The following is a 23207-nucleotide window of genomic DNA, read 5'->3' as shown; positions in this document are numbered from 1 at the left end:
GTCACCGCACCCGCGGTGACGGTCAACAGCCCGCACAGGGCCAACAGAAAGAGGAAGAACAATGTTCACCAACAACAACTCCGTTGCCGCCACCTCCGTTGAGGCTCCCGCAGATCAAGCTCTGGAAGGCCAGGTGGTGGCCCCCGGAACCGAGGTTCTGGCTCAGGACCCGGACCTTGGAGCTTCCACGGTGGAGTACGCCATCGTGCTCTTGGCTGCGGCGGCCTTCGGTGGAGTCATGGCAGCTGTGATCGCCTCCGATGCTGTGAGCGACCTGATCATGGCGATCATCAACAAAGCCTTGGGCATCTGAGCACTCGGGCCGCCGCCGGAACGCGGTGGCGGCCCGAGGACTTCCCCCATCCGTTCAGCTCGGATGGTTGTCGTCAACCACCCCCATCCAACCACTCCATTGCGCGGCGTGCCAGTGCGAACGCCGCGCACGTCAAGTCATCGAACCGCGCTCATCGCCTCGTCATGACAAGAATCCCGCCCGCTCTCACTTCCGGAGGTCACCATGTTCAGCCGTCAGTTTCGCCTGCGGGCCAGCACCACTTTTCAGCGGTGGCGCCGGCACCGTGGGCAGTCCGCGGTGGAGCCTCACAGGGGCGCTTTCGCAGCTGATTGCCCCCATGATCGCCCCAATCCTGATGACGGCCCTGACGACGGCGCGGTCACGGCCGAAACCGCCATGGTGCTGCCGGCGATCGTACTGGTACTGGCCGTTGTTCTGGCTGGCGGAGCCGCCGCTGCCACCCAAGTCCGATGTGAAGAGGCTGCCGGTGCTGCTGCCCGAGTGGTGGCTCGCGGGGAAACCCCGGATGCGGCGGTGGAAGAGGCCCGGTCCATTGCCGGTGATCGTGCTCGGGTCGCGGTGGAAATTCGCAACGGCCGGGCGGAGGCAGAAGTTGTGATGCCGGCACCGGGCATCTTGGGGGACTGGGGTGCTCTGGACCTCTCCGCCTCGGCCTCCACCATCACGGAGGGCGTGGTTCTTGATGAGCTACCGTGAGACTCCGGGTGCCGGCTCAGAGCCGGCCCGTGGACCCCTGCCCGGTCTTGGCCGGGGCGGTGGTCCCTCAGATGCTGACTCAGGTGCCGGGACAGTTTTTGCCCTCAGCACCATTTTGGTGGCCATCTTTCTGCTGGGTGTGGTGTTGCTGGTGGGTCAAGCCGCCATTGTGAAACATCGTGCCGGAAACGTGGCCGACCTCTCTGCCCTGGCCGCAGCGGATGTGGCACGGGGGCTGATGCCAGGGGACCCCTGCGATATGGCTCGTCGAGTCGCTGAGAGCAATGACGCTGAATTGTTGGAGTGCGCCCTGGTTGAGCCCGAACTGACCACCGTGGACGTTCAGGTAGGGGTGGATCTGACAGGAGTTCTGGCGCCACTGGGGCAGGCCAAGAACATCAGCCGAGCCGGTCCACCGGAAAACAGTCCGTTCAGCGACCCCTGAGTCTCACGGCGCGTGACTCAGCAACGCGGTGAGCAGCTTGATGGCTCCGGCCTTGTCCAGCGGGTTGTTGCGGTTGCCGCATTTGGGGGACTGGACGCAGGAGGGGCAGCCCGTTTCACATTCGCAGGACTCTATGGCGTCCTTGGTTGCCGTCAGCCACCGGGTGGCCATGTTGTAACCGCGTTCGGCAAAACCTGCGCCGCCGGGGTGACCGTCGTGCACAAAGATGGTGGGCAGTTCGGTGTCTGCATGCAAGGCCGTGGACAGCCCGCCCACGTCCCACCGGTCGCAGGTGGCCAGCAGCGGCAGCAAGCCGATCATGGCGTGTTCGGCGGCGTGAAGGGCACCGGGAATGTCTGGTTCTTGGATTCCGGCCGAAGCCAACAGCGGTCCCGGCATGGTGAACCACACGGATGTGGTGAACAGATCCGTGGATGGAAGATCCAAGGGTTCTTCACCCAGGATTTCATGGCCGGGGAGGGCCTTCCGCTGGTAGGAGACCACCTGGGAGGTCACCTGGACGTCCCCGGTGTGAACGGTGATCGGTCCCCACTGCTCCCTGCGCTGCTCTTGAAGGATTGCCACGGAGGTGACCTCACGGGCCATGGTGTAAAAATCTGGATGCGCCCGGGTCACGGAGACCACGTGGTGCTCCAGGTCCAGTTCATCCACCACGTAGCTGCGCCCCTGATGGACGTACACCGCACCGGGGTGGGTCTGCTGGTGGGCCTGACCGGTACCAATGGAGCCCAAGAGCTGACCAGTGGACGTTTCAATGATCTGCAGCGGGCCGCCACCCTCAGCGCGGATGGAGACCAACGCGGCGGGGTCTTCTGAGCGGGTCCAGAACCAGCCGGAGGGGCGGCGTCGTAATTGACCGGCCCGCACCAGGGATTCCAGAATTGCTGGCGCTGAGGGGTCGAACAGGACCAGGTCTGCCTCCGTCAGCGGTTGTTCCGCCGCAGCTGCGCACAGGTGCGGCGCCAGAACATACGGGTTGCCGGGATCAAAAATGGTGGCTTCCACCGCAGTGTCAAAGATGGCTTCCGGATGGTTCACCAAATAGGTGTCCAAGGGGTCATCGCGGGCAATGAAGGCCGCCAACGCCTCCTGCCCCGCTCTGCCCGCCCGGCCCACCTGCTGAAAGAACGATGCCCGGGTCCCCGGCCAACCCGCCACCAGAACGGCATCCAGGCCGGCGACGTCGATCCCCAACTCCAGCGCGGAGGTGGAGGCCAAGCCCAGCAGGCGACCGTCACGCAGTTGTTCCTCCAACTCGCGCCGTTCCTCCGGCAAGAATCCAGCGCGGTAGGCCGCCACCCGGTGCGCCAGCCCCGGCTCCACCTCATCCAACTGCTGGTGGGCCATCTGAGCCACGGTTTCCGCACCGCGCCGTGAGCCCACAAAAGCCAGGGTCCGGACCTGCTTGAGACTCAGGTCCGTGAGCATGTCCGCGGCTTCAGCCAGCACACTGCGCCGGGTGGGGGCACCGTTCTCACCCTCCGGACCGGATTGTTCGGGTTCCCACAGTGCCACGGTGACGGCACCGTGCGGGGAATCGTCCCTGGTCACGGCGGTGACTGAGGCTGGATCTTCTCCAATCAGGCGGGCGAATGATTCCTGCGGTGCAGCAGAGGTTGCTGAAGCCGCAATGAACACCGGATCAGCGCCGTACAGTGCCGCCACGCGCCGAAGCCGCCGCAGCACATTGGCCACGTGGGAGCCGAACACTCCCCGGTACACGTGGGCCTCGTCCACCACCACATAACGCAATCTGCGCAGCAATCGTGACCAGTGGGCGTGGCGAGGCAGTATCCCAGCGTGCAGCATGTCCGGATTGCACAGCACCAGGTCGGCATGGTCGCGTACCCAGCGGCGCTGCTCGGTGGGGGTGTCGCCGTCGTAGGTGTGAGCGCGAACCGCCAAGTTCTGGGTGAGGGCCCGGAGGGTGGTCAGCTGATCGGCAGCCAGCGCTTTGGTGGGCGCCAGATACAGCGCCGTGGCCTCTTCCGGGTGCTGGAGCACGCCCGGAGATTGCTGAGCGATCAGTCTCCCGGTGTGAATCGCGCTCAGTACGGGTGCCTGATAAGCCAGGGATTTTCCCGACGCCGTTCCCGTGGCCACCACCGTGTGCCCACCTTGGGCCGCTGTGATGGCTTCCGCCTGATGCCGATACGGTGCTGGAACACCGAGTTGTTGGTACGCGGCTGTGACGTCTGGATGCAGGGAATCCGGCCACGGTGCGGTGACAGCTTGGCGGGCCGGGAGATGACGGATGTGCCGGACCTCCTGGGGTGCGCTACCACGTCCCAGGAGGGGGATCAGAGCATTGGATTCGGGCACCGCTACATTCTCCCATCCACGCACTGCCTGCGCCGACCAGAGCGCTGCACCCTCCCGCCAGACTGTCGCAACTGCGTCCAGACCACTGCATCCGCCGACCAGGCCGCGGTACCCGCTGGCCGTTTTGTGCTCACTGATACAGCAGGCCGACCGCCGCTTCAGCAGGCTTTCCACGGCTTCAGTGGGCTGCCCACCGTTTCAGCGAGCAATGGAAGAAACGGCCACGGTGTGAGGCTCACCACGGCCGGTGCAAGAATCTAACTATGAGCACCGGAAGCATGATGAACCCAGGCCCCTTGCCGGATCACAGCAATGCCCACCAGCAATCCACGGCCAGCGCCGCACTGACGGACGAGCAGTGCTGGGAGTATTTGGAGGCCGCCCGGTTTGGTCGGCTGGCCACCATGGACGATGAAGACATTGAGATCACCCCCATCAATTTTGTGGCAGCCAACCGCAAGTTGTACTTCCGTACCGCTCGCGGGGCCAAGCTGTTCCGCCTCACCCTGACGGGCAAGGTGGCCCTGGAAATTGACCGGGTGGCCGGAGACTCCGCGTGGTCGGTGATGGTGCGTGGAAGCGCCCGTCAGCTCACGGAGGCCGCCGAGCTGGAATTTGCGCAGTCACTGGATCTCAAACCGTGGTTGGACACGGAGAAGATCGAGTTCGTGGAGATTGAACCTACCCGGGTCACGGGGCGCAGCTTTCGCCTGGGGTAGGTGGCTGGGGCAGGTCTGCAATGACCGCGGCACCGGCGTGTACTACCGCGCGGCTACCCTGGTGCCGTGTCTGTGAATCGCATTCTCCTGTACTACAGCTTGACCCCGTTGCCTGACCCCCAAGCCATTGCCCTGTGGCAGCGCGCACTGTGTGAACGCCTGGGGCTACGCGGGCGCATCTTGGTCTCCCCGGAAGGTCTCAACGGGACCGTGGGCGGGGAGGTCAATGCCCTCAAGCAGTACGCCAAGATCACCCGGTCCTACCCCGGGTTCCGGGGGATGGACTTGAAATGGTCTGACGGTTCGGCCCAAGACTTTCCCCGACTGTCCGTGAAAGTCCGGGATGAATTGGTGGCATTCGGCGCACCCGGGGAGGTCCAGGTCAATCACGACGGCGTAGTGGGTGGCGGCACCCACATCACCCCGCAAGAGCTGGACCAGCTGGCGGAATCCCGGGATGACTTGGTGTTCTTTGACGGCCGTAACTCCTGGGAAGCTCGGATCGGGAAGTTCAAGGACGCTGTGGTCCCGCAGGTGGAGACCACGCATGACTTTGTCCGGGAACTGGAATCCGGGCGGTATGACGACCTCAAGAACAAACCCGTGGTCACTTACTGCACGGGCGGTATCCGCTGCGAATTTCTCTCCGCACTGATGATCCAGCGCGGCTTTCAGGAGGTTTACCAGCTGGACGGCGGAATTGTGCGGTACGGGGAAGCCCGCCAGGATTCGGGACTGTGGGAGGGGTCGCTGGCGGTTTTCGATGCCCGCGGAGCCATTGACTTCTCCGACCAAGCTGCCGTGATCGGTGTCTGCGATGTGTGCGGCGCTCCCGCCAAGACTTTCGTGAACTGTTCGGACCCCACTTGCCACCACCGGTTCCTGACCTGTCCGGAGCACCATCGGATTCACGACGACGCCGGATTGACCTGCCCCGCAGGTTGCCGCCCGGCCCACCCGGAGGTGAACGCGTGAGCCCAGCTGCTTTCAGCCGTGTGCCCGCAGCGCCGCGCTCTGATGACCCGGACGCCATTGAGGCATTCCGCCAGGTTTTGGAAGCTGCCGACTTCACGGTGGAGGGCGTGAGCCATCACCTGGGGGATGCCGCAGTTCAGGCGTTGAGCCGCGATCAGGCAGTTCCTGCTCTTCTTGCCCTGGACGGGCACCGTGACGCAGGAACCTGGAACGCCCTGTCGGCACTGATTCACATGTTCATACTGGCCAGACCTCTGAGCACTCATGACTTCCATGCCGTGTTGCCACAGGTGGAGCCGACCAAATGGGCGGAATTGGGCCTGGTGGAATACCTACCGGGCACAGCTGTGGGCGCGACCACCGAAACTGACGCTGCAGACGGTGCCACCGGTACAGACACAGACCGGGGCCCAGTCACCACCGCAGGAGGTGGTGACGCTGCCGGAGCGTGGATTCGCTCGATTGTTGACCTTGATCTGCACTCCTCGGACAGCGGGTTGGACCTGTGGGTGGCAGCGGATCTGACTGCCTTTCAACGTCCGGGTGCGGCGTTGCGCCACGATCATGTCCTGGGCATTGGCGGAGCCTCCCTGACGCTGGCCCAGATCACGGAACGCAGGCCCGTGGAACGGGCCTTGGACATCGGGACCGGCTGCGGGATTCAGGTGTTTCACCTGTTGGAACACGCCCGGCACGTGGTGGCCACGGACCTGTCCGAACGCGCCCTGGCCTTCACCCGATTCAATCTGATGCTCAATGCTCCGGCACTTGGCCTGGATGCCCACAACCTGGCTGCCCGCGTGGACCTTCGCCAGGGATCACTGTTGGAGCCGGTGGCCGGTGAACTGTTTGACCTGGTGGTCACCAACCCGCCGTTCGTGATCACTCCACGCACCGCGGGTGAAAGTGCAGGGGATCGCTACACCTACCGCGATGCTGGAAAACCCGGCGACAGCTTGGTGGCCGAGCTGGTCAGCAGCCTGCACACCGTGATGGCCCCCGGCGCCACAGCGCATCTGCTGGCCAACTGGGAGATACCGCGGGAACAGGGGGTTGCCAACTGGTCCCGGCGGGTGTCCTCCTGGATTCCAGAGGTTTTGGATGCCTGGCTCATCCAGCGGGAGACCGAGACCCCCGAACAGTACGCGGAAACCTGGCTGCGGGATGCTTCCGAACACCTGGAGCGTTCCAGGTATGAGGCCGCCTACCGTGCCTACCTGGAGGATTTCAGCTCCCGGGATGTTGAGGCTGTGGGCTTTGGGTACCTGCGGATGGAGTTTCCGGAAGAGGGGCGGCAGCGGCGTCGTCGTTGTGAAGAAGTCACCCACCCGCTGCAACAGCCCATTGCAGTGGTCACGGCGGCCACCGTGGAGCGTCAGAATGTCCTGGACGCGTTGGGGCAGCGGTGGGTGGATCTCCATCTGAGCGTTCCGGAGCATGTGACGGAGGAACGCCACGGGCGTCCCGGTGCGCCAGACCCCTCCGTCATCCTGCTGCGTCAAGGTGCAGGGATGCAGCGAACAGCCGTGTTGACCTCGGCCACGGCCGGGCTGGTAGGAGCTTGTGACGGCGAACTCTCCGTGGCTCAGATCGTGAGTGCCCTGGCCGCGCTGCTGGAATGGGAAGCCCCGGAGGGTCAGGGCGCGGAGTCATCGGAGGAGGCCCAAGCTGTGTTGGCTGAAACCCGGCACCTGCTGATCGACGGCTTTTTGCAAGCCGACTGAGGGGATGCGCGCAACATATCCTCAACTGCGCCTCGGGGGCTGACCGGGGTGGGTCCGGTGGTGAAAGAATGGGCCCATGAGCACCGAGAACCGATACCGCGAATTGACCCGTGATGAAGCCTGGGAGCTGCTGGACTCGGAGCCGTTTGGGCGACTGGCCGTTGTGGTGGGCGGGGTGGTGGACATTTTCCCCGTGAACTTTGTGGTCCATCAGCGCAAGCTGTGGTTCCGCACCGCTCAGGGTTCCAAGCTGGCCTCCCTGGTCATCAACAATCACGTGGCCTTTGAGGCTGACCGGAAAGTGCGCCTGGATGACGACCACCAGGAAGTCACCTCTGTGGTGGTCCACGGACGCGCCCGCCGGATTGAGGACGGCCCCGAGTTCGAGATGGCCGAAGGTCTGAACCTGCGCCCGTGGGTGCGTTCCTTCAAACCCTATTTTGTGGTGATTGAACCCGAGCAGGTCTCCGGGCGGGCTTTCCCCATTTCAGCCTCCACTGCAGAGGGAGCCACCGCAGAATCCGCTGAGGACGAAGACTGACCCACCCTTGGCACGGCCGTGTCTCCCGGCCGCGTTCCTGAACCTCCAGGCCGGACCGCCAGTACGCGGTAAGGTGCGGGTTCCCCTTGATGGTGCGCGTACGGGAGGTTCGGCGTGCGGTTAAGGTGGGGAAGTTACGGTGTGATCACCGCGCCGTGAACTCATGCACTGTGAGCACTGCACCATGAACCCGCCCAGGAAAGGCTGAGGAGAGACTGTGGCCACAAAGAACACGGGAACAGGCAAGAGCCTGCTCATCGTGGAATCCCCGTCTAAGGTCAAGACTATTGCGGGGTACCTGGGTGATGCCTATGAAGTGGATTCCTCCATGGGGCACATTCGTGATCTCCCGCAGCCCTCGGAGCTGCCCACGGAGATGAAGAAGGGCCCGTACGGCAAGTTCGCCGTGGACGTGGACTCTGGATTTGACCCGTACTACGTGGTCAATCCGGACAAGAAGAAGAAGGTCACGGAGCTCAAGCGCAAGCTCAAAGAGTGTGATGCCCTCTATCTGGCCACTGACGGCGACCGTGAGGGTGAAGCCATTGCCTGGCACCTGTATGAGGTGCTCAAGCCCAAGGTGCCGGTCTACCGCATGACCTTCCCGGAAATCACCCGGGAAGCCATTGAGCGCGCCTTTGGTGAACTGCGGGAGCTGGACCAGGACTTGGTGGACGCCCAGGAGACGCGGCGTGTGCTGGATCGTCTCTATGGCTACGAAATTTCTCCGGTGCTGTGGCGCAAAGTCTCCTCCGGACTCTCCGCTGGTCGTGTCCAGTCCGTGGCCACCCGCATGGTGGTCCAGCGCGAACGCGAGCGGATGGCGTTTGTCCCCGCCGATTACTGGGATCTCAGCGGCCAGTTCACCTGTACCACCGGGCCGGATTCGGGAGCCACTTTTGGCGCCCGGTTGGTCACCGTGGATGGCAAGAAAGTGGCCGGCGGCAAGGATTTCAACGACGACGGCGCCCTGAAGAAACCCGGCACGCTGGTGCATCTGGGCGAGCAGGAAGCCACCTCCCTGGCCCAAGGTCTGGCTGAGGCTGCCTTCACCGTGGTCTCCCAGGAGACCAAGCCGTATGTTTCCCGGCCCAAGGCACCGTTCACCACGTCCACGCTGCAACAGGATGCTGCGCGGAAACTGCATTTTTCGGCCCGTTCGACCATGCAGGTGGCTCAGCGGTTGTACGAAAACGGCTACATCACCTACATGCGTACCGACTCCGTGGCCTTGTCCACGCAGGCTGTGAACGCAGCGCGTCGTCAGGTCAAGGAGTTGTGGGGCGCGGACTACGTGCCGGATTCACCGCGCAGCTACGCCTCCAAATCCAAGAACGCGCAGGAAGCACACGAAGCCATCCGGCCCGCCGGTGACTCCTTCCGGACCCCGGACCAGGTGCGTAAGTCTCTGTCCGCGGATGAGTTCAAGCTCTACGAACTGATCTGGCAGCGCACCGTGGCCTCCCAAATGGCAGATGCCAAGGGATTCACCGCCACCGTGCGGCTCGGGGCCACCGCAACGGATGGCCGGGTTGCCGAGTTCACCGCCTCCGGCACCGTGATCACCTTCCCGGGATTCCTCTCCGCCTACCAGGAGGCCAAGGACACCAGCAAGGACGGGGATACGGAGTCCGGCAAGGGCGGCCGGGGGGACAAGCGCCTGCCTCAGATGGAGGAAGGCGACTCCCTGGAAGCTGCGGAGGTGACCGCTGACGGACACTCCACCCGCCCGCCGGCCCGCTACACGGAAGCCTCCCTGGTGGCGGCCATGGATGAAATGGGAATCGGCCGTCCATCCACCTACGCAGCTGTGATTTCCACGATTGTGGACCGCGGCTACGTCAAGGTCCGCGGCACCGCGCTGATCCCGTCCTGGACCGCCTTCTCCGTGGTGCGGCTATTGGAAGAACACTTCTCCGACTACGTGGATTACGACTTCACGGCGGAAATGGAAGAGGGCCTGGACCGCATCTCCCGCGGTGAGCAGGACCGCCAGGAGTGGCTGCAACGGTTCTACTTCGGTGAAGAAGGAACGGACAACGGACTCAAACCAATCGTGGATGACCTGGGTGACATTGACGCCCGGGCTTTGAACTCCATCAAACTCACGGATGACATCACACTGCGGGTGGGCAAATACGGCCCCTACCTGGAAACCGGTGGCTCCGTGGATGAGGAAACCGGGGAGGTCACTGATCCGGTCCGTGCCAATGTCCCGGAATCACTGGCCCCGGATGAGTTGACCCCTGAGAAGGTTGCCGAACTCATGGAAATTGGCCGGGCAGATGGTCGTGAGCTGGGCAGCGACCCCCAGACCGGACGCACCATTGTGGTCAAGGACGGCCGCTACGGGCCCTATGTTTCGGAGGTCATCCCCGAGCCCACTCAGGAAGAGCTGGATGCCATTCCCACCGAGTACTACAAGAACGGCAATCCCAAGCCCAAGAAAATTGAAAAACCCAAGCCGCGGACGGCGTCGCTGTTCCAGTCCATGGACATGCAGGAACTGACCCTGGACGATGCCCTGAAACTGCTGTCCTTGCCCCGGGAAGTGGGGGCGGACAAGGACGGGGAGATGATCACCGCCCAGAACGGCCGCTACGGTCCGTATCTGAAAAAGGGATCGGATTCGCGCTCGCTGACTTCCGAGGACCAGATCTTTGGGATCACCGTGGAGGAGGCGCAGCGGATCTACGCCCTGCCCAAGCAGCGCGGCCGCGGCGCCGCCAAACCTCCCCTGAAAGATCTGGGAACGGACCCCATCACCGAGCGTCCCATGATCATCAAGGAAGGCCGGTTCGGTGAATACATCACCGACGGTGAAACCAACGTGACTGTGCCGCGCTCCGAAACTGTGGAGCAGATGACTCCTGAGCGGGCCAGCCAGTTGCTCTCGGAGAAGCGCGCCAAGGGTCCGGCTCCCAAGAAGGCGGGGCGGGCGTCGTCGTCGCGGGCCAAGTCCGGGACAAAGTCCGCCACGCGCAAGAAAGCCGGGACCACCACCCGGAAGCGTTCCGCGTCCACGAAAGTCTGAGGTGGCCCCATGCGTTTGGGAGTTCTGGACGTCGGGTCCAATACCGTTCACCTTCTGCTGCTGGATGTTTACCCGGGATCGCAGCCCGTGCCATACGCGTCCCACAAAACTGATCTGCGACTGGTGCGCTACCTGGATGCGGCGGGCAACATCAGCCCCGAGGGGCGTGACGCCCTGACCGCCTTTGTGACGGAGGCCCGGGATTTTGCCGCGGAGAACGACGCCGAAGACCTCCTGGCCTTTGCCACCTCAGCCATTCGGGAGGCCGGTAACGGTGATGCAGTCCTGGAGCATGTGCAGTCCCACTCCGGGGTGAATCTGATCGAGATTTCCGGGGACCAGGAAGCGGCGGTGACGTTTTCCGCGGTACGGCGCTGGTTCGGGTGGAGTGCCGGTCGGATTCTGGACCTGGACATTGGTGGTGGGTCCTTTGAAATGGCAATCGGGGACAACGGTCTACCGGCTGCTGCCGTGTCCGTCCCGTTGGGGGCCGCGCGACTGACCCGGCGGCTCATCCACGGGGAGGCGGCCCTGCCGTCGGAGACCAAGCGCCTCCGCCAGCACGTGGCGAAAGTGCTGGCTCCGGCTGTGGAAACCATCGGCGCGGTGGGGGTACCCACGCTGACCGCGGGTACCTCCAAGTCCTTCCGGTCGTTGGCGCGCATCTGTGGGGCGGCACCCAAGGGGGAGGGGCCCTACGTACCGAGGCCCATGCACCTGGAGGACTTGCGGTTGTGGACCCGGCGAATGGAGGCCATGACCGCCACCGAGCGCGCTGAACTCCCCGGAGTGTCCGTGAACCGCGCGGCTCAGATGTTGGCCGCGGGCATTGTGGCCGAAAGTGCAATGTCCATGCTGGGAGTGGAAACCGTGCAGATCTGCCCGTGGGCGCTGCGCGAAGGAGTGATTCTGCGCAGGCTGGACCGGCTGCACGTGGACCCGGATGTGGTGCTGAACCGGCCGTCGGAGATCACGGGGAAGGCGGTTTGAGATGACAGAGGGACCGAGCGATTCACCGGACCGCCAGCCTGGGCTGCGCGGGGATGCAGCGCAGAGCTCCGGGCCCACCCCGCATGTGGCGCTGTCCACCAGCTGCTTGTTCCTGGCTGAGCCACCGGAGACTTTTCGAGTGGCTTCCGAGCTGGGTTACGACTCCGTGGAGGTGCTTGTCACCCACCAGCGGATGACCCAGCTGACCCACCAGCTGCTGGATGCTTCCCAGAAGTACCAAATGCCCATTTCTGCGATTCATGCTCCCACGCTGTTCTTCACCCAGCAGGTGTGGGGCCGCCCGTGGACCAAGATTCAGATGGCTGCCAAGATGGTGGAGCAGGTGGGTGCTGAAGTGGTGGTGGCCCACCCGCCATTTGCCTGGCAGCCCAAGTACGGCCGCTCCTTCGTGGAAGGGGTGCACCGGCTTTTTGAGATCACGGGTGTGCGCATTGCCGTGGAAAACATGTACCCCTGGCGTGTGGGCGGGCGGGAAATGCAGATGTACCGCCCCCACTGGGACCCCAGGAAATTCGACTACGACTGGGTGACCTGGGATTTTTCCCACGCCTCCATAGCTGAGGTCAATTCCTTGGACGCGATCAAGGAGCTACGCCCGCGGCTGGGCCACATTCACCTCACGGACGGTCACGACGGCGGTACCTCTGATGAGCACCTGTTGCCCGGCCACGGGCAACAGCCCGTGGCGGAATCGCTGCGCTATCTGGCCGAGCAGGACTGGGAAGGTGTGCTCGGTGTGGAGGTGAACACCCGTTCGGCAAAGTCTGAAGATCAGCGTGATGCCATGTTGGCTGAGTCCCTGGACTTTGCGCACACCCATTTCCGTAAGAGTGCGGGAGCCTGAGAGCCTGGTTGGCACACCCGAACGCTGAAGCACTTGCGAAAGGACACCACCATGACTGACGCCTCCACCCACGCCGCCCCATCTGAATCTGGAGCGGAGCACAGTGGCCCTACCGGTGCCGCAGAAGCCAATGCACCTGAAACCAGCGCCGCGGAAGCCGGTGCGACCGAAGCCGGTGCAGCAGAAATCGGAGCATCCGGTTCTGGCGGACCGGTGATCGCATTCCTGGGTTCCGGTTCCATGAACGGTGCCATCCTGCGGGGGGTGCTGGCCTCCGGCGTCCCCGCTGAGAGAGTCCGGGCCACCACACGATCAGCCGACTCCGCACAGGCATTGGCTGATGACACCGGGGTGCAGGTTTTCGCCTCGGAGTCTGACTCGGCGGCCAACGCCCGCGCGGTGGAGGGGGCTGACCTGGTGCTGCTGGGGGTCAAGCCTTACGCCATTCTGGAGCTGTGCGATGAGATCGCAGAAGCACTACCCCACACCGCCGTGGTGGCCTCCGTGGCAGCGGGCATCACACTGTCCGCCATGGCGGATCATCTGCGTGATGGCCAACCAGTGGTGCGGACCATGCCCAATACGCCGTCGTCGGTGGGGCGTGGGGTGATTTCCGTGACCTCGGGAGAGCACGTGTCCGCCGAGCAGTTGGAGACAGTGCGGGAAGTTCTCTCCCAGGTGGGCACCGTGGTGACCGTGGAGGAAGCCCAGGTACGTGCGGTCACCGGGGTCTCCGGGTCCGGGCCCGCCTATGTGTTCCTCCTGGCGGAGATGATGCAGAAGGCGGGCGAAAGGTTGGGGCTGGATGCGGATGTGGCCCGTGTCCTGGCCAAGGAAACCGTGAGCGGCGCCGGTGTGCTGCTCTCCCCGGAAGATGCCGACGCCGAATCCTTGCGCAAAGCCGTGACCAGCCCCAACGGCACCACCGAACGGGCGATCAACACCTTCCTGGACGGTGGGATCGAGCAGTTGGTGGCGGATGCTGTGGCGGCATCGGCCAATCGCGGAGATGAGATGGAGCAGGAGTTCTGCGGCTGACACTCTGACTGACCGGGCACTTCATTCGATCCCCTCAGCTGCGCGATACCTGGGCTGTGGGGGCGAGCTCGGGGCAGCGGGTGTAGGGGCCGTTGACGGCTATCTGATGCCACCGTGTGCGAGGTGTCAGCGCCATGACGATCACGCCAGTCAACAGGTGCAAGGTGCCCAGGAGCAGCCACAGCCCCGGGCCCTGCACCGTGAGGCCCACGGCAAAGCTCACGTAGGTGGCCACGTGGAATCCTCCGTGGATGCCCACCGCAGCCCACACCGAACCAAACACGATGGCCAGGGCGGCAGCACTGATGGAGAAGCCGAACGGAACCCACAGGTAGATCAGGTGCTCCACCCATGACTCCTGACCGCCCTGTGACGTCAGGTGGGGCACCGCAAAAGCCAGGGCTGTGATGAACACACCGAGCACAGGCCAGCGGTTCAATGACTGCAACAAGTAACCGCGAAACAGCACCTCCTCCCCGATCCCCTGGAGGATGAAGGCCTGGCCCAGCAGCAGGATCAGCAACGCAAGGTCCGGGTAGGCCAGGAACCTGTCTGCCGCATCTGTGGCATCCCTACCGATACCGAGGAGTATTGCCAGCGCAGTTCCGCCCACGCCCAGGACCACAGCCACCACCACACCTGCGCCGAAAGCAAGGGCTGCTCGGGCGCTGAGCTGCAAACCCAGTGCGGAGAACGGGCGGCGGTCCAACCAGCGCACCAAGCCCAGTGAGGCCAGCAGGTAGGCCACCAGGGCGATACTGAAAACACACACCAGTGTGAGAGCGCCGGCAAGGGTGGGTTCCTGGGCACGTGCGTTGACCGCCGGGACCGCCAGGCCCAGCAGGGGCGTAGAAGCCAAGGGCATGAGCAGGACTGAGGTGAGCAGTACCCGTGCCCAGGCCGGAATACGTGGGCGAGCAGCGGGCTGAGATGAAGGACTGGCCATGTCGGCAACTTTAGGAAGAGCTGATGGGCAGCGCCTCAGCCAGAAGTGCCGACTTGTCTCAGTACATCGGAGGAGATCATCAGCATGTAGGTGGAGAGCACGGGTACGGGTACTGGTTCAGCGTTGATCGAAGTATCCCTGGAGCTCCGGCGTCCAGTCGTACAAGGCCATGGACCAGCATTCCCATTCGTGGCCTTCTGTGCAGATGCCTGCGGGTGCATAGGCGCCGTCGTTGTTGAGTTCTGCGTAGGTGCGTTCCGTGACGTGCGCCCCGGAGGTGCGGGCGGCCGCGGCAAAGGTATCGGAGGTCTCCTGCAAGGAGGCCTCATAGTCGTTGCCAGAACCCGAATAGATCCAGAGGGGCTTTCCCCGCAATGATTCCGTGTGCAGGGACGGATCATGGGCATCCCAGTCCGCCTGGGTGGTGCGCTCGCCGTCGCCGAACAAAGCGTGTGGTGAACCGGAGGCTTCGTAGGCTTCCGCCAGGACATCCTGCCTTTCCTCCGGGATGTGGAAAGACAGCAGCCCGGAGAAGGAGGCGGCTACGCCGAACAGGTCTGGCCGCACTTCCGCATACGTCATGGCCCCGAATCCACCTGCGGAGGCACCTGCCACTGCTCGGCCTGAAGGCGATGTGATGGTGGGGAACGTGGCATCCACCCACGGAATCATCTGCTCCAGGTGAAAGGTGCGCCAGGCTTGAGGTTCATCTCCCGGGACGGTCCAGTCCGTGTACCAGCCGTACCACCCGTCATCCAGCGCCACCACAATGGCATCCAATCCAGTCGTGGCATCCTCCACGGAGGCTTCGTCATACCAGCTCTCCGGGGCCTCCCCTTCTGCCGTCCCAGTGAGCAGATACAGCACCGGGTAGTGACGCGAGGGGTTGTAACCGTCCGGCAGAGTGACCATCACGGTGGGGCCATCGGCGGATTCCGGCATGGTCACCAAAGGTGTTGACAGCCAGTACAGGGTGGTGCGATCGCTCAGGGGCTCCTGGTCTGTGACCCGCGCCGGGCCAAAACTGGGAGCGGTGGCGGGCGGCACCGCCGTGGCCGCCGGTTCCGGACTGTCTGCAGTAGGGCCCACAACAACATCTTCCTCAACCTGCTGTTCGTAGCTACGCACCCGGTCCCAATTCAGGATCAATGCCAGCAACAGAAGAATCACAGCCACAGAGACAGCGATCAGCACGATCTGGCGCGACCGAGCAGACATCCCGAACTCCCTTGACAACCTATGCGCCGTCGTAAGTCAGACCGCTGAACCGGCACCGGTTTACGGCCGGGCCGCAAACCGTTCGATCAATTGAGTGTGTCCGGCAACAATCAGGGTATCCCTGGACGTCACGGTGGTGTCAGGGGTGGCGTAACTAAATTCTTCGCCGGGGGCTTTCACGCCCACCACGGTCACCCCGTACTTGGCTCGGACATCCGATTCCGCCAGCGTGAAACCTTGCGTTTCACGGGGTGGGTACATTTTGACGATGGCAAAGTCGTCGTCGAACTCCATGTAGTCCAGCAACCGGCCGGAGACCAGGTGGGCGGTGCGGCGCCCGGCGTCGGCTTCCGGGAAGATCACGTGATGCGCACCAATGCGGGAGAGGATCTTGCCGTGGGACTTGCTGATGGCCTTGGCCCAGATCCGTTCCACCCCCAGGTCCACCAGGTTGGCGGTGATCAACACGGAGGATTCCACGGAGGTGCCCACCCCCACCACGGCGTGCCTGAATTCGGCGGCACCCAACTGACGCAGCGCATCAATATCGGTGGCCTCTGCCTGCACAATGTGGGTCATGTGACCGGCCAATTTTTGTACCAGGGAGGGGTCGCGCTCCACACCCATGACCTCCCTACCCTGGGAGATCAGTTGCAGGGCAGTGGCGGTGCCAAAGCGGCCCATGCCGATCACCAGGACGGGCACTTCATGCGACTTGCTGTAACGATCACCCAATGATCGGCCTCTCTTCCGGGTATTGATACAACCTGCGCCGCGACCTCAGCGCCAAAGCGGTGGCCACCGTGGTGGTACCAATGCGGCCCACCAACATGACCACCACCAGCACGGCTTTACCCGCCGCGCCCATCTCCGCGGAGAGCCCCGTGGACAACCCGCACGTGGCGTAGGCGGAAATCACCTCGAACACCACACGGTCCATGGACTGCCCGGACAGCGCCATCAGCACGCCGGTGGCCACCAGCACAATGGTGGCACCCATGGCGATCACGGAGATGGCAATGCGGAGCACCGATTCGGGGACGGTACGGTGAAAAGCGATCACGGCGCGATCACCGCGGGCTTCGGCCAGGATGGCCAGGACAACGACGGCGAGCGTGGTCACCTTGATCCCGCCGCCAGTGGACGCGGGGGCGCCACCGGCAAACATGAGCGCATCCGTGAGGAGCAGGGTCACGGGCTCAGCCTCACTCATCTGCACCAGGTTGAACCCACCCGAGCGCATCATGACGGAGGCAAAAAAGCCCTGAAAAATCTTGTGACCGGTAGATTCTCCCTGGATGGTGGCCGGGTTGTTCCACTCAAAGGCGGTCCACAACACCCACCCCACAAACATCAGCACGAACGTGGTGACCACAGTCAGCTTGGTGTTGAGATTCCACCGGGAGAACTTCAGCCACCCCACTTGGCGCAGTACCAAAATCACAGGAAAGCCCAGAGAACCCAGCAGCACCCCCAGTGCGGTGGGAAACAGGATCAGCCAGGTGTGAGCAGCAGTGTCAAAGTAGGGGACCAGCCCATCTGAATGTGGTGTGAAACCACCATTGTTGAAGGCGGAGATGGAATAGAACACCCCGTGCCACACCGCGGTCAGAGGGTTCTCTCCGGCCACCAGAAAACCAATGGTCAAGATCACTGCCAGGGTGCCTTCAATCACCACGGAGGTGATGACCACGGTGCGCAACAGCGAGCCCACTTCACCCAGACGCCCCACGTTCAGGGCTTCCTGGGTGATCAATTTGGAACGTAACCCCAACTGTCTGCCAATGGCCATGGCCAGAATGGAGGTCATGGTCAAGGTGCCCAAACCACCAATTTGAATGGCCAGCAGGATGATCACCTGACCCGTCAGGGACCAATGGTCAGCTGTGGGAACCACGGTGAGTCCCGTGACGGTCACGGCGGAGGTTGCCGTGAACAGGGCATCCGTGAAGGTGGTGGCCCGGCCGTCTTGGGAGGATGCGGGCAGCCACAGCAACGCCGTGAACAGGATGACCACGGCAGCAAACACCAATACCGCCAACCTGGCGGGGGAGGACTGGGCCAGGCGGTCAATCAGATCCCGGGTAGCTCCCAGCGCACCACGCACGTGCGTGGCCTTTGCTGAGGGGAGGCGTGCCCCCAGGGTCTGTGGCACCGAGGTCTCCTGGGAGGGTCAAGGGGTGTGCCCGCACAAACCGGCTGTCGGCTGGATGGGCCGGATGGGCTGGCTGTGGCTGGGTGATGGTTGATCAGGCTGTGTGGCGGCTGGGTGAGCTGGGGCCAGCTGGCCAGGCCGGATGTCGGCCGGAAGGGCCGAACGATGACTGGTCAGACGGGATCTTGGCTGGATGGGCTGGCTGTCAGCTTGGCGTTGGTTGATCGAGCAGCCCAACTGTACGGGAGACAGTATGACCCCACCGTGACCGTCTTGCAGACATCGGTGACGTACACGCTGGCCAGCAGTCACGAACACGGCTGGCCAACGGTGGTGAACATCTGGCCGACCACTGCACAATGTACGCCTGCGCTTGCACACGTGGAGGTCTGTTGCCGCACACTTTGTCACGCAGTGGTGGACGCGAGTGGTCTGAGCGGGTGCGAGTGATCTAATAAGGGTGTGACTCAGCCAACAGTAGCCCCGCAGCCCACCCGGCTCTTTTGGAGCCCGCAGTTGCTGAACTATGACTTCGGCTCCTATCACCCCATGCACCCTTCACGGTTGGATGCCACGTGGCGGCTGATTCAGGAGTACGGGCTTGATCAGCGGGAGTCTGTCACGGTGGAGGTTCCGGAGGTCGCGGAAGATGCCGACCTGACCTTGGCGCACACCGCCGATTACGTGGCTGCTGTCCGTGCGGTCAGCGCGGACCCCACCCTGTCCCGTCCTGACAGCGGGCTGGGCACTGAGGACACCCCGGGTTATGCCGGAATCCATGAGGCTTCAGCGCGCCTTGCAGGTGGCTCTTTCCAGGGGGCACAAGCGATTTTGGATGGCACCGCGGTGCGTGCGGTGAACTTTGGCGGGGGCATGCACCATGCCTTTGCGGACAAGGCCAGTGGTTTTTGCGTCTACAACGACTGCGCGGTGGCCATTGGCCACCTGCTCAACAACGGTGTCAAACGAGTGCTTTACCTGGATGTGGACGGTCACCACGGGGACGGCACACAATCCATCTTTTTTGACAACCCCAATGTGATGACCATTTCCCTGCACGAATCCGGTACCACGCTGTTCCCCGGTACCGGCTTTGCCAATGAAATCGGTACAGGGGAGGCCATGGGCACCTCCGTGAACATTGCCATGCCGCCAACGGCCGAGGACGCCCAGTGGCTACGCGCGTATCACGCGGTGGTCCCAGCCTTGGTGGAGCAGTTCCGCCCGGAAGTGATTGTGTCCCAGCACGGCTGCGACTCCCACCTGTCCGACCCCCTGACCCACCTGCGGGTCAGTGTGGACGGGCAACGCGAAATCATGTTGCACGTGGCGGAGATGGCGGACCGTTTCTGTGAAGGCCGTTGGATTGCCACCGGCGGTGGTGGTTACGACTGTTACGACGTCGTTCCCCGGTCCTGGTCCCATCTTGTGGCGGTGGTCACCGGTAAACCGCTGCCCGTGACCACTCCCGTCCCACCCACGTGGCGTGATTACGTCAAAGAGCATTACGGGGGCAATCCGCAGGAATACATGGGTGACCGCGTTGACCTGTGGTGGCGCTCCTGGGAAGTTGGCTTTGACCCCGACGACGACACCGACCGCGTGGTCATGGCCACCCGCCGTGAAGTGTTCCCGCAGTGGGGCCTGGATCCCTGGTACGACTAGCGCATGCGCCGGACTCACCGCGGTCAGGCCGTATACCTTGAGGGTGCCGCGGCGTCGTCGTCACGGTGAAGTCGCCGCAGTGGTTAGGGTGCTGAGAATGACCCAGGAGATTTTTGCCGCGCTGGCCGAACCCACGCGGCGCGCCATTGTGGAAGCTCTACGCCACGGGGAACTGTCCGTGGGGGAGTTGGTGGATGCGGTGGGAGCCTCCCAACCCACGGTGTCCAAGCATCTGCGCATCCTGCGGGAAGCGGAGGTGGTGGCGCAGCGCGCGGATGGACAGCGGCGTTATTACACCGTGGAACCCACCGGACTGGCCCCACTCACCACGTGGTTGGAGCAGTTCACCTCCGGGGTGCCCGCAGTGCCGCAGGAGACCGTGCAGGTGGATCGAGAGGTCCTGGACCCGCTCGTGGTGCCCCAATCGGAGGAGCAGCCACAGCGGGGTGGAATTTTGGCTTCGGTGTTCCGGCGCCGTCGTCGTTGAGAATGGTGTTGGTGCGCTCGGCTGTCCCCGCGGTGGCCGGTCTGCCAGACTCAAGTGCAGGTGCGCGCACTGCCCACAGCGTGGGTTTGCGTGCTCAACAAGACAAGTGAAGTAACCGAAAGGTGCCTGAGGTGGACGAAAAACTGCAGCCCGTGCGCGATGCCGTGCTCAAACGGAACCCCGGTGAGACTGAGTTCATTCAGGCGGTGGATGAGGTTCTGGAGTCTTTGGGTCCGGTGGTCTCGCGTCGGCCTGAGTTGCTGGATGCCTCCGTGATCGAACGGATCTGTGAACCCGAGCGGCAGATCATTTTCCGGGTGCCGTGGGTGGATGACACCGGAAAGGTCCAGATCAACCGCGGTTTCCGGGTGGAGTTCAATTCCGCGCTGGGCCCGTACAAGGGTGGACTGCGGTTCCATCCCTCCGTGTACCTGGGCATCATCAAGTTCCTGGGGTTCGAGCAGATTTTCAAGAACTCCCTGACCGGCATGCCCATTGGCGGCGGTAAGGGTGGTTCGGACTTCAACCCGGCCGGTCGGTCGGATGAAGAGGTCATGCGGTTCTGCCAGTCCTTCATGACCGAGCTCTACCGTCACATCGGTGAGTACACGGATGTTCCCGCCGGAGACATCGGCGTGGGTGGCCGTGAGATCGGTTACCTGTTCGGCCAGTACAAGCGCATCACCAATCGCTATGAATCCGGGGTGCTCACCGGCAAGGGGCTGTCCTGGGGTGGGTCCCTGGTGCGTACGGAGGCCACCGGCTACGGCACCGTGATGTTCGTGCAGGACATGCTGGCCTCCCGCAATGATGAACTGGACGGCAAGACCGTTTCCGTTTCCGGCTCCGGCAACGTGGCCATCTACGCCACGGAGCTGGCTCAGCGCTTTGGCGCCAACGTGGTCACCGCCTCCGACTCCAGCGGATATGTGCATGACCCGGCGGGTATTGATCTGGAGCTGTTGAAGCAGATCAAGGACGTTGAACGCGGGCGGATCAACGAATACGTGGAGCGCCGCGGAGGCTCCGCCAAGTTCATTCCCACGGGCAAGGGGTCCGTGTGGGAGGTGGACACGGATGTTGCTTTGCCGTGTGCCACCCAGAATGAACTGCACGGGCGGGATGCCAAGGCCCTGCTGAACAACGGGGTTGTGGCTGTGGCTGAGGGTGCCAACATGCCCACCACGGCGGAGGCAACGCGCCTGTTCCAGAACGCGGATGTGCTCTTTGCCCCCGGCAAGGCTGCCAATGCCGGCGGTGTGGCCACATCTGCGCTGGAGATGCAACAAAATGCTTCCCGTGATTCCTGGGGTTTTGATTACACCTATGACCGGCTGCGCGAAATCATGCGCGGAATCCACGACAACTGTGCCGCCAGCGCTGAGGACTACGGCCTGCCGGGCAACTACGTTGCAGGTGCAAATATTTCGGGATTCATGAAGGTGGCTGACGCAATGCTCGCGCAGGGCGTCATCTGATTGCTGGGATGCACGTAGGCTAAAGGGCATGGCCACGCATAGAAGAGTCCTCCAATGGTTGGAGAACGAGCTGTTCGACGGGAACCTGGTACTGGGTCAACAACTCCCGTCGGACAGGGATCTGGCGTCCGTTTTGGGCGTGAACCGTGGCACCATGCGCGAAGCCCTCAAGATCCTGGAAGCGCAGGGTGTCTTGCGGCTGTACGAAGGCAGCCGCAAGACCATCCTGCCCATGTTGGTGCGTGAGCCCGCAGCTTCTGCGGGCCCAGCACTGCAACTGCACATGGCCACGGCGGACTATCCGCTGCGGGACATTGTGCAAACCCGCGTTCTGCTGGAGACCTGGGCGCTGAGCAACGCGGACAACCGCTCCCCGGCCATGGCCGAACTGCGTACCTTGCTGCGGGAAATGGGCAGGGACGACATCTCCCTCAAAGAGTTCCATCACCTCTATGTGAGCTTCCACATTGCCCTGGTGAAATCCGCGGGCAATACGTTGGTGGCGGCGCTGATGTCTGCGCTGCGGGACTCGATTTACGAGTACACCATGGCGTTGGTGGGGCACGTTCCGCTGTGGTCCAAGACCGTGGACCGGATTCGAGCTGAACACCAGGCCATCTTCTCCGCCGTGCTGGCCGGTGACAACACCTTGGCCGCGCGCTTGGTGGAGGAGCACATTGAGTACCAGTACGTGGAGGCCGGCGTGGACCCGGACCGTGCCCCACGCACGGATTCGCAAGAGACGGTGGGCCCCACCACGGGGCCGTTGGCCTCCGGGCGCGTGTGGTCCAACAGCAGCGAGTCCCCGGACTCAACAGCGGAGCAGACACCGGTCAAGGAGGCCGTGGCACTGCAGGTGGCGCGCAATTCGGGTCACGACGTCGATTCCGCCGAGGCTCCTGCCGATCCAGACCCCGCGGCTGACGGGGATGACGTGCCGGATGATTTCGGTGCGGGTCAGGGCGAACGCCGCACGGGTTAACCCCTGTTGAACCCCCGAATAACGCCGGGGCAGTCGGAGCGGGTAGACTTCCGGGGAACCAATCTTCGGAAGGCCGTGATAGTGGCCTTCCGGTTCCACCCGGAGAACCGCCGTCGTGAGCCTTGCAAAGGCTACGAAGCCGCACGTGACACTGCATGGCGGACCGGGCCGACCAGACACAAGTGAGGATCGTCTATGGGCTCCGTCATCAAGAAGCGCCGCAAGCGTATGTCCAAGAAGAAGCACCGTAAATTGCTTCGTAAGACCCGCCACCAGCGCCGCAACAAGAAGTGATCTTGGGCGCAGATCCACGGTGGGTCTGCGCTTTCCGGTGCTGCCGGTGAGTCCGTGGGTGGGGTACTCGTCATGAGTGCCCCACCCACGGCTTTTTGCGTCTCCTGTTCTCGGCATCAGGCAGGTGATGACCGCGCGGTACGCAAAAAGCCACAGGTAGTACGCAAAGAGCCGCTGAGAGGCTGGTTTAGTGGTCGTTTGCGTACCGGGACGCAGGAGCGGGCGGCTGGCTAGGATGCTGGTCAGTGTGAGGCTTGCTGGTGCCGCGGGTGTCGCGGTGGTTGGATTCCTTTTCA

General features: G+C 63.3%; 21 protein-coding genes. 16 read left to right on the top strand and 5 right to left on the bottom strand.

Translation table 11 applies throughout. The features are described 5' to 3' along the window. Positions 1-61 precede the first annotated feature (61 nt). The 3 genes from Q4G32_RS07325 (at position 62) to Q4G32_RS07315 (ending at position 1457) form a co-directional block, all read left to right on the top strand. A complete protein-coding gene (locus tag Q4G32_RS07325) occupies positions 62-313 on the top strand; it encodes a DUF4244 domain-containing protein (RefSeq protein WP_303350414.1) in 252 nt (83 codons plus the stop codon). A 204-nt stretch (positions 314-517) separates the two neighbouring features. After that, entirely contained in the window at positions 518-1012 is a 495-nt protein-coding gene (locus tag Q4G32_RS07320; RefSeq protein WP_303350412.1) for a TadE family type IV pilus minor pilin, read from the top strand. After that, positions 999-1457 carry an Rv3654c family TadE-like protein gene (locus Q4G32_RS07315; protein ID WP_303350410.1) on the top strand — a complete coding sequence of 153 codons (459 nt, stop codon included), beginning with the start codon at positions 999-1001 and terminating at the stop codon, positions 1455-1457. The genes Q4G32_RS07320 and Q4G32_RS07315 overlap by 14 nt, the downstream gene beginning before the upstream one ends. A gap of 3 nt (positions 1458-1460) precedes the next feature. Here the strand turns inward: Q4G32_RS07315 and Q4G32_RS07310 are convergent, their stop codons facing one another. Further along, positions 1461-3800 carry a DEAD/DEAH box helicase gene (locus Q4G32_RS07310; protein ID WP_303350407.1) on the bottom strand — a complete coding sequence of 780 codons (2340 nt, stop codon included), beginning with the start codon at positions 3798-3800 and terminating at the stop codon, positions 1461-1463. A gap of 263 nt (positions 3801-4063) precedes the next feature. Here Q4G32_RS07310 and Q4G32_RS07305 point away from each other — a divergent pair, with 263 nt between their 5' ends. From Q4G32_RS07305 to proC, 8 genes are all read left to right on the top strand, one after another. Further along, entirely contained in the window at positions 4064-4519 is a 456-nt protein-coding gene (locus Q4G32_RS07305) for a pyridoxamine 5'-phosphate oxidase family protein (RefSeq protein WP_303350405.1), read from the top strand. Between the two features lie 66 nt (positions 4520-4585). Continuing rightward, a complete protein-coding gene (gene trhO, locus Q4G32_RS07300) occupies positions 4586-5494 on the top strand; it encodes an oxygen-dependent tRNA uridine(34) hydroxylase TrhO (protein WP_303350389.1) in 909 nt (302 codons plus the stop codon). Further along, a complete protein-coding gene (locus Q4G32_RS07295) occupies positions 5491-7218 on the top strand; it encodes a DUF7059 domain-containing protein (protein ID WP_303350387.1) in 1728 nt (575 codons plus the stop codon). Before trhO ends, Q4G32_RS07295 begins: the two co-directional genes overlap by 4 nt. Positions 7219-7294: 76 nt before the next feature. Continuing rightward, the gene (locus Q4G32_RS07290; RefSeq protein ID WP_303350385.1) at positions 7295-7759 is read left to right on the top strand and encodes a pyridoxamine 5'-phosphate oxidase family protein; all 465 of its coding nucleotides are present in this window, start codon (positions 7295-7297) and stop codon (positions 7757-7759) included. Between the two features lie 217 nt (positions 7760-7976). Beyond that, positions 7977-10793: a type I DNA topoisomerase gene (gene topA, locus Q4G32_RS07285; protein ID WP_303350383.1), complete on the top strand. Its 2817-nt coding sequence runs from the start codon at positions 7977-7979 to the stop codon at positions 10791-10793. A 9-nt stretch (positions 10794-10802) separates the two neighbouring features. Next, positions 10803-11783, top strand: coding sequence for a Ppx/GppA phosphatase family protein (locus Q4G32_RS07280; protein ID WP_303350381.1), 981 nt, complete (start codon positions 10803-10805; stop codon positions 11781-11783). A gap of 1 nt (position 11784) precedes the next feature. Continuing rightward, on the top strand, positions 11785-12648 hold the full coding sequence (locus tag Q4G32_RS07275; protein ID WP_303350380.1) for a sugar phosphate isomerase/epimerase family protein: 864 nt from the start codon (positions 11785-11787) through the stop codon (positions 12646-12648). 51 nt (positions 12649-12699) lie between these two features. Beyond that, complete coding sequence (gene proC, locus Q4G32_RS07270) at positions 12700-13686, top strand: pyrroline-5-carboxylate reductase (protein WP_303350378.1); 987 nt, start codon at positions 12700-12702, stop codon at positions 13684-13686. Between the two features lie 34 nt (positions 13687-13720). Here proC and Q4G32_RS07265 read toward each other — a convergent pair whose 3' ends face one another. The 4 genes from Q4G32_RS07265 to Q4G32_RS07250 all read right to left on the bottom strand — a co-directional run bounded on the left by Q4G32_RS07265 (position 13721) and on the right by Q4G32_RS07250 (position 18005). Further along, positions 13721-14632: a CPBP family intramembrane glutamic endopeptidase gene (locus Q4G32_RS07265; protein WP_303350376.1), complete on the bottom strand. Its 912-nt coding sequence runs from the start codon at positions 14630-14632 to the stop codon at positions 13721-13723. Between the two features lie 117 nt (positions 14633-14749). Then, positions 14750-15850, bottom strand: coding sequence for an alpha/beta hydrolase (locus Q4G32_RS07260; protein ID WP_303350374.1), 1101 nt, complete (start codon positions 15848-15850; stop codon positions 14750-14752). 60 nt (positions 15851-15910) lie between these two features. Continuing rightward, a complete protein-coding gene (locus Q4G32_RS07255; protein ID WP_303350372.1) occupies positions 15911-16585 on the bottom strand; it encodes a potassium channel family protein in 675 nt (224 codons plus the stop codon). Continuing rightward, the gene (locus Q4G32_RS07250) at positions 16578-18005 is read right to left on the bottom strand and encodes a TrkH family potassium uptake protein (protein ID WP_441327478.1); all 1428 of its coding nucleotides are present in this window, start codon (positions 18003-18005) and stop codon (positions 16578-16580) included. Before Q4G32_RS07250 ends, Q4G32_RS07255 begins: the two co-directional genes overlap by 8 nt. 549 nt (positions 18006-18554) lie before the next feature. Here Q4G32_RS07250 and Q4G32_RS07245 point away from each other — a divergent pair. From Q4G32_RS07245 to Q4G32_RS07225, 5 genes are all read left to right on the top strand, one after another. Beyond that, a complete protein-coding gene (locus Q4G32_RS07245; RefSeq protein WP_303350581.1) occupies positions 18555-19670 on the top strand; it encodes an acetoin utilization protein AcuC in 1116 nt (371 codons plus the stop codon). A gap of 97 nt (positions 19671-19767) precedes the next feature. Continuing rightward, positions 19768-20157, top strand: a complete 390-nt coding sequence (locus Q4G32_RS07240; RefSeq protein WP_303350370.1) for an ArsR/SmtB family transcription factor — start codon at positions 19768-19770, stop codon at positions 20155-20157. 131 nt (positions 20158-20288) lie between these two features. After that, complete coding sequence (gene gdhA / locus Q4G32_RS07235; protein WP_303350368.1) at positions 20289-21635, top strand: NADP-specific glutamate dehydrogenase; 1347 nt, start codon at positions 20289-20291, stop codon at positions 21633-21635. A gap of 28 nt (positions 21636-21663) precedes the next feature. Then, positions 21664-22617 carry a FadR/GntR family transcriptional regulator gene (locus tag Q4G32_RS07230; protein WP_303350366.1) on the top strand — a complete coding sequence of 318 codons (954 nt, stop codon included), beginning with the start codon at positions 21664-21666 and terminating at the stop codon, positions 22615-22617. Between the two features lie 195 nt (positions 22618-22812). Then, entirely contained in the window at positions 22813-22911 is a 99-nt protein-coding gene (locus tag Q4G32_RS07225; RefSeq protein WP_005504750.1) for a 30S ribosomal protein bS22, read from the top strand. The last annotated feature ends 296 nt before the right edge of the window (positions 22912-23207 follow it).

This window comes from Kocuria sp. (assembly GCF_030538595.1).
Lineage (GTDB): Bacteria > Actinomycetota > Actinomycetes > Actinomycetales > Micrococcaceae > Kocuria.
Note: the sequence above shows the minus strand (reverse complement) of the source record. Positions and strands in the feature narration are given on the sequence as shown.

What these genes read in the sequence shown, in the direction of transcription:
- Q4G32_RS07230 (WP_303350366.1), top strand. Translation starts at nt 21,664, where the DNA reads ATGGCCACGCATAGAAGAGTCCTCCAATGGTTGGAGAACGAGCTGTTC.
- Q4G32_RS07320 (WP_303350412.1), top strand. Translation starts at nt 518, where the DNA reads ATGTTCAGCCGTCAGTTTCGCCTGCGGGCCAGCACCACTTTTCAGCGG.
- proC (WP_303350378.1), top strand. Translation starts at nt 12,700, where the DNA reads ATGACTGACGCCTCCACCCACGCCGCCCCATCTGAATCTGGAGCGGAG.
- Q4G32_RS07275 (WP_303350380.1), top strand. Translation starts at nt 11,785, where the DNA reads ATGACAGAGGGACCGAGCGATTCACCGGACCGCCAGCCTGGGCTGCGC.
- Q4G32_RS07325 (WP_303350414.1), top strand. Translation starts at nt 62, where the DNA reads ATGTTCACCAACAACAACTCCGTTGCCGCCACCTCCGTTGAGGCTCCC.
- Q4G32_RS07225 (WP_005504750.1), top strand. Translation starts at nt 22,813, where the DNA reads ATGGGCTCCGTCATCAAGAAGCGCCGCAAGCGTATGTCCAAGAAGAAG.
- Q4G32_RS07305 (WP_303350405.1), top strand. Translation starts at nt 4,064, where the DNA reads ATGAGCACCGGAAGCATGATGAACCCAGGCCCCTTGCCGGATCACAGC.
- Q4G32_RS07290 (WP_303350385.1), top strand. Translation starts at nt 7,295, where the DNA reads ATGAGCACCGAGAACCGATACCGCGAATTGACCCGTGATGAAGCCTGG.
- Q4G32_RS07245 (WP_303350581.1), top strand. Translation starts at nt 18,555, where the DNA reads ATGCACCCTTCACGGTTGGATGCCACGTGGCGGCTGATTCAGGAGTAC.
- Q4G32_RS07240 (WP_303350370.1), top strand. Translation starts at nt 19,768, where the DNA reads ATGACCCAGGAGATTTTTGCCGCGCTGGCCGAACCCACGCGGCGCGCC.
- Q4G32_RS07280 (WP_303350381.1), top strand. Translation starts at nt 10,803, where the DNA reads ATGCGTTTGGGAGTTCTGGACGTCGGGTCCAATACCGTTCACCTTCTG.
- Q4G32_RS07265 (WP_303350376.1), bottom strand. Translation starts at nt 14,632, where the DNA reads ATGGCCAGTCCTTCATCTCAGCCCGCTGCTCGCCCACGTATTCCGGCC.
- Q4G32_RS07315 (WP_303350410.1), top strand. Translation starts at nt 999, where the DNA reads ATGAGCTACCGTGAGACTCCGGGTGCCGGCTCAGAGCCGGCCCGTGGA.
- Q4G32_RS07260 (WP_303350374.1), bottom strand. Translation starts at nt 15,850, where the DNA reads ATGTCTGCTCGGTCGCGCCAGATCGTGCTGATCGCTGTCTCTGTGGCT.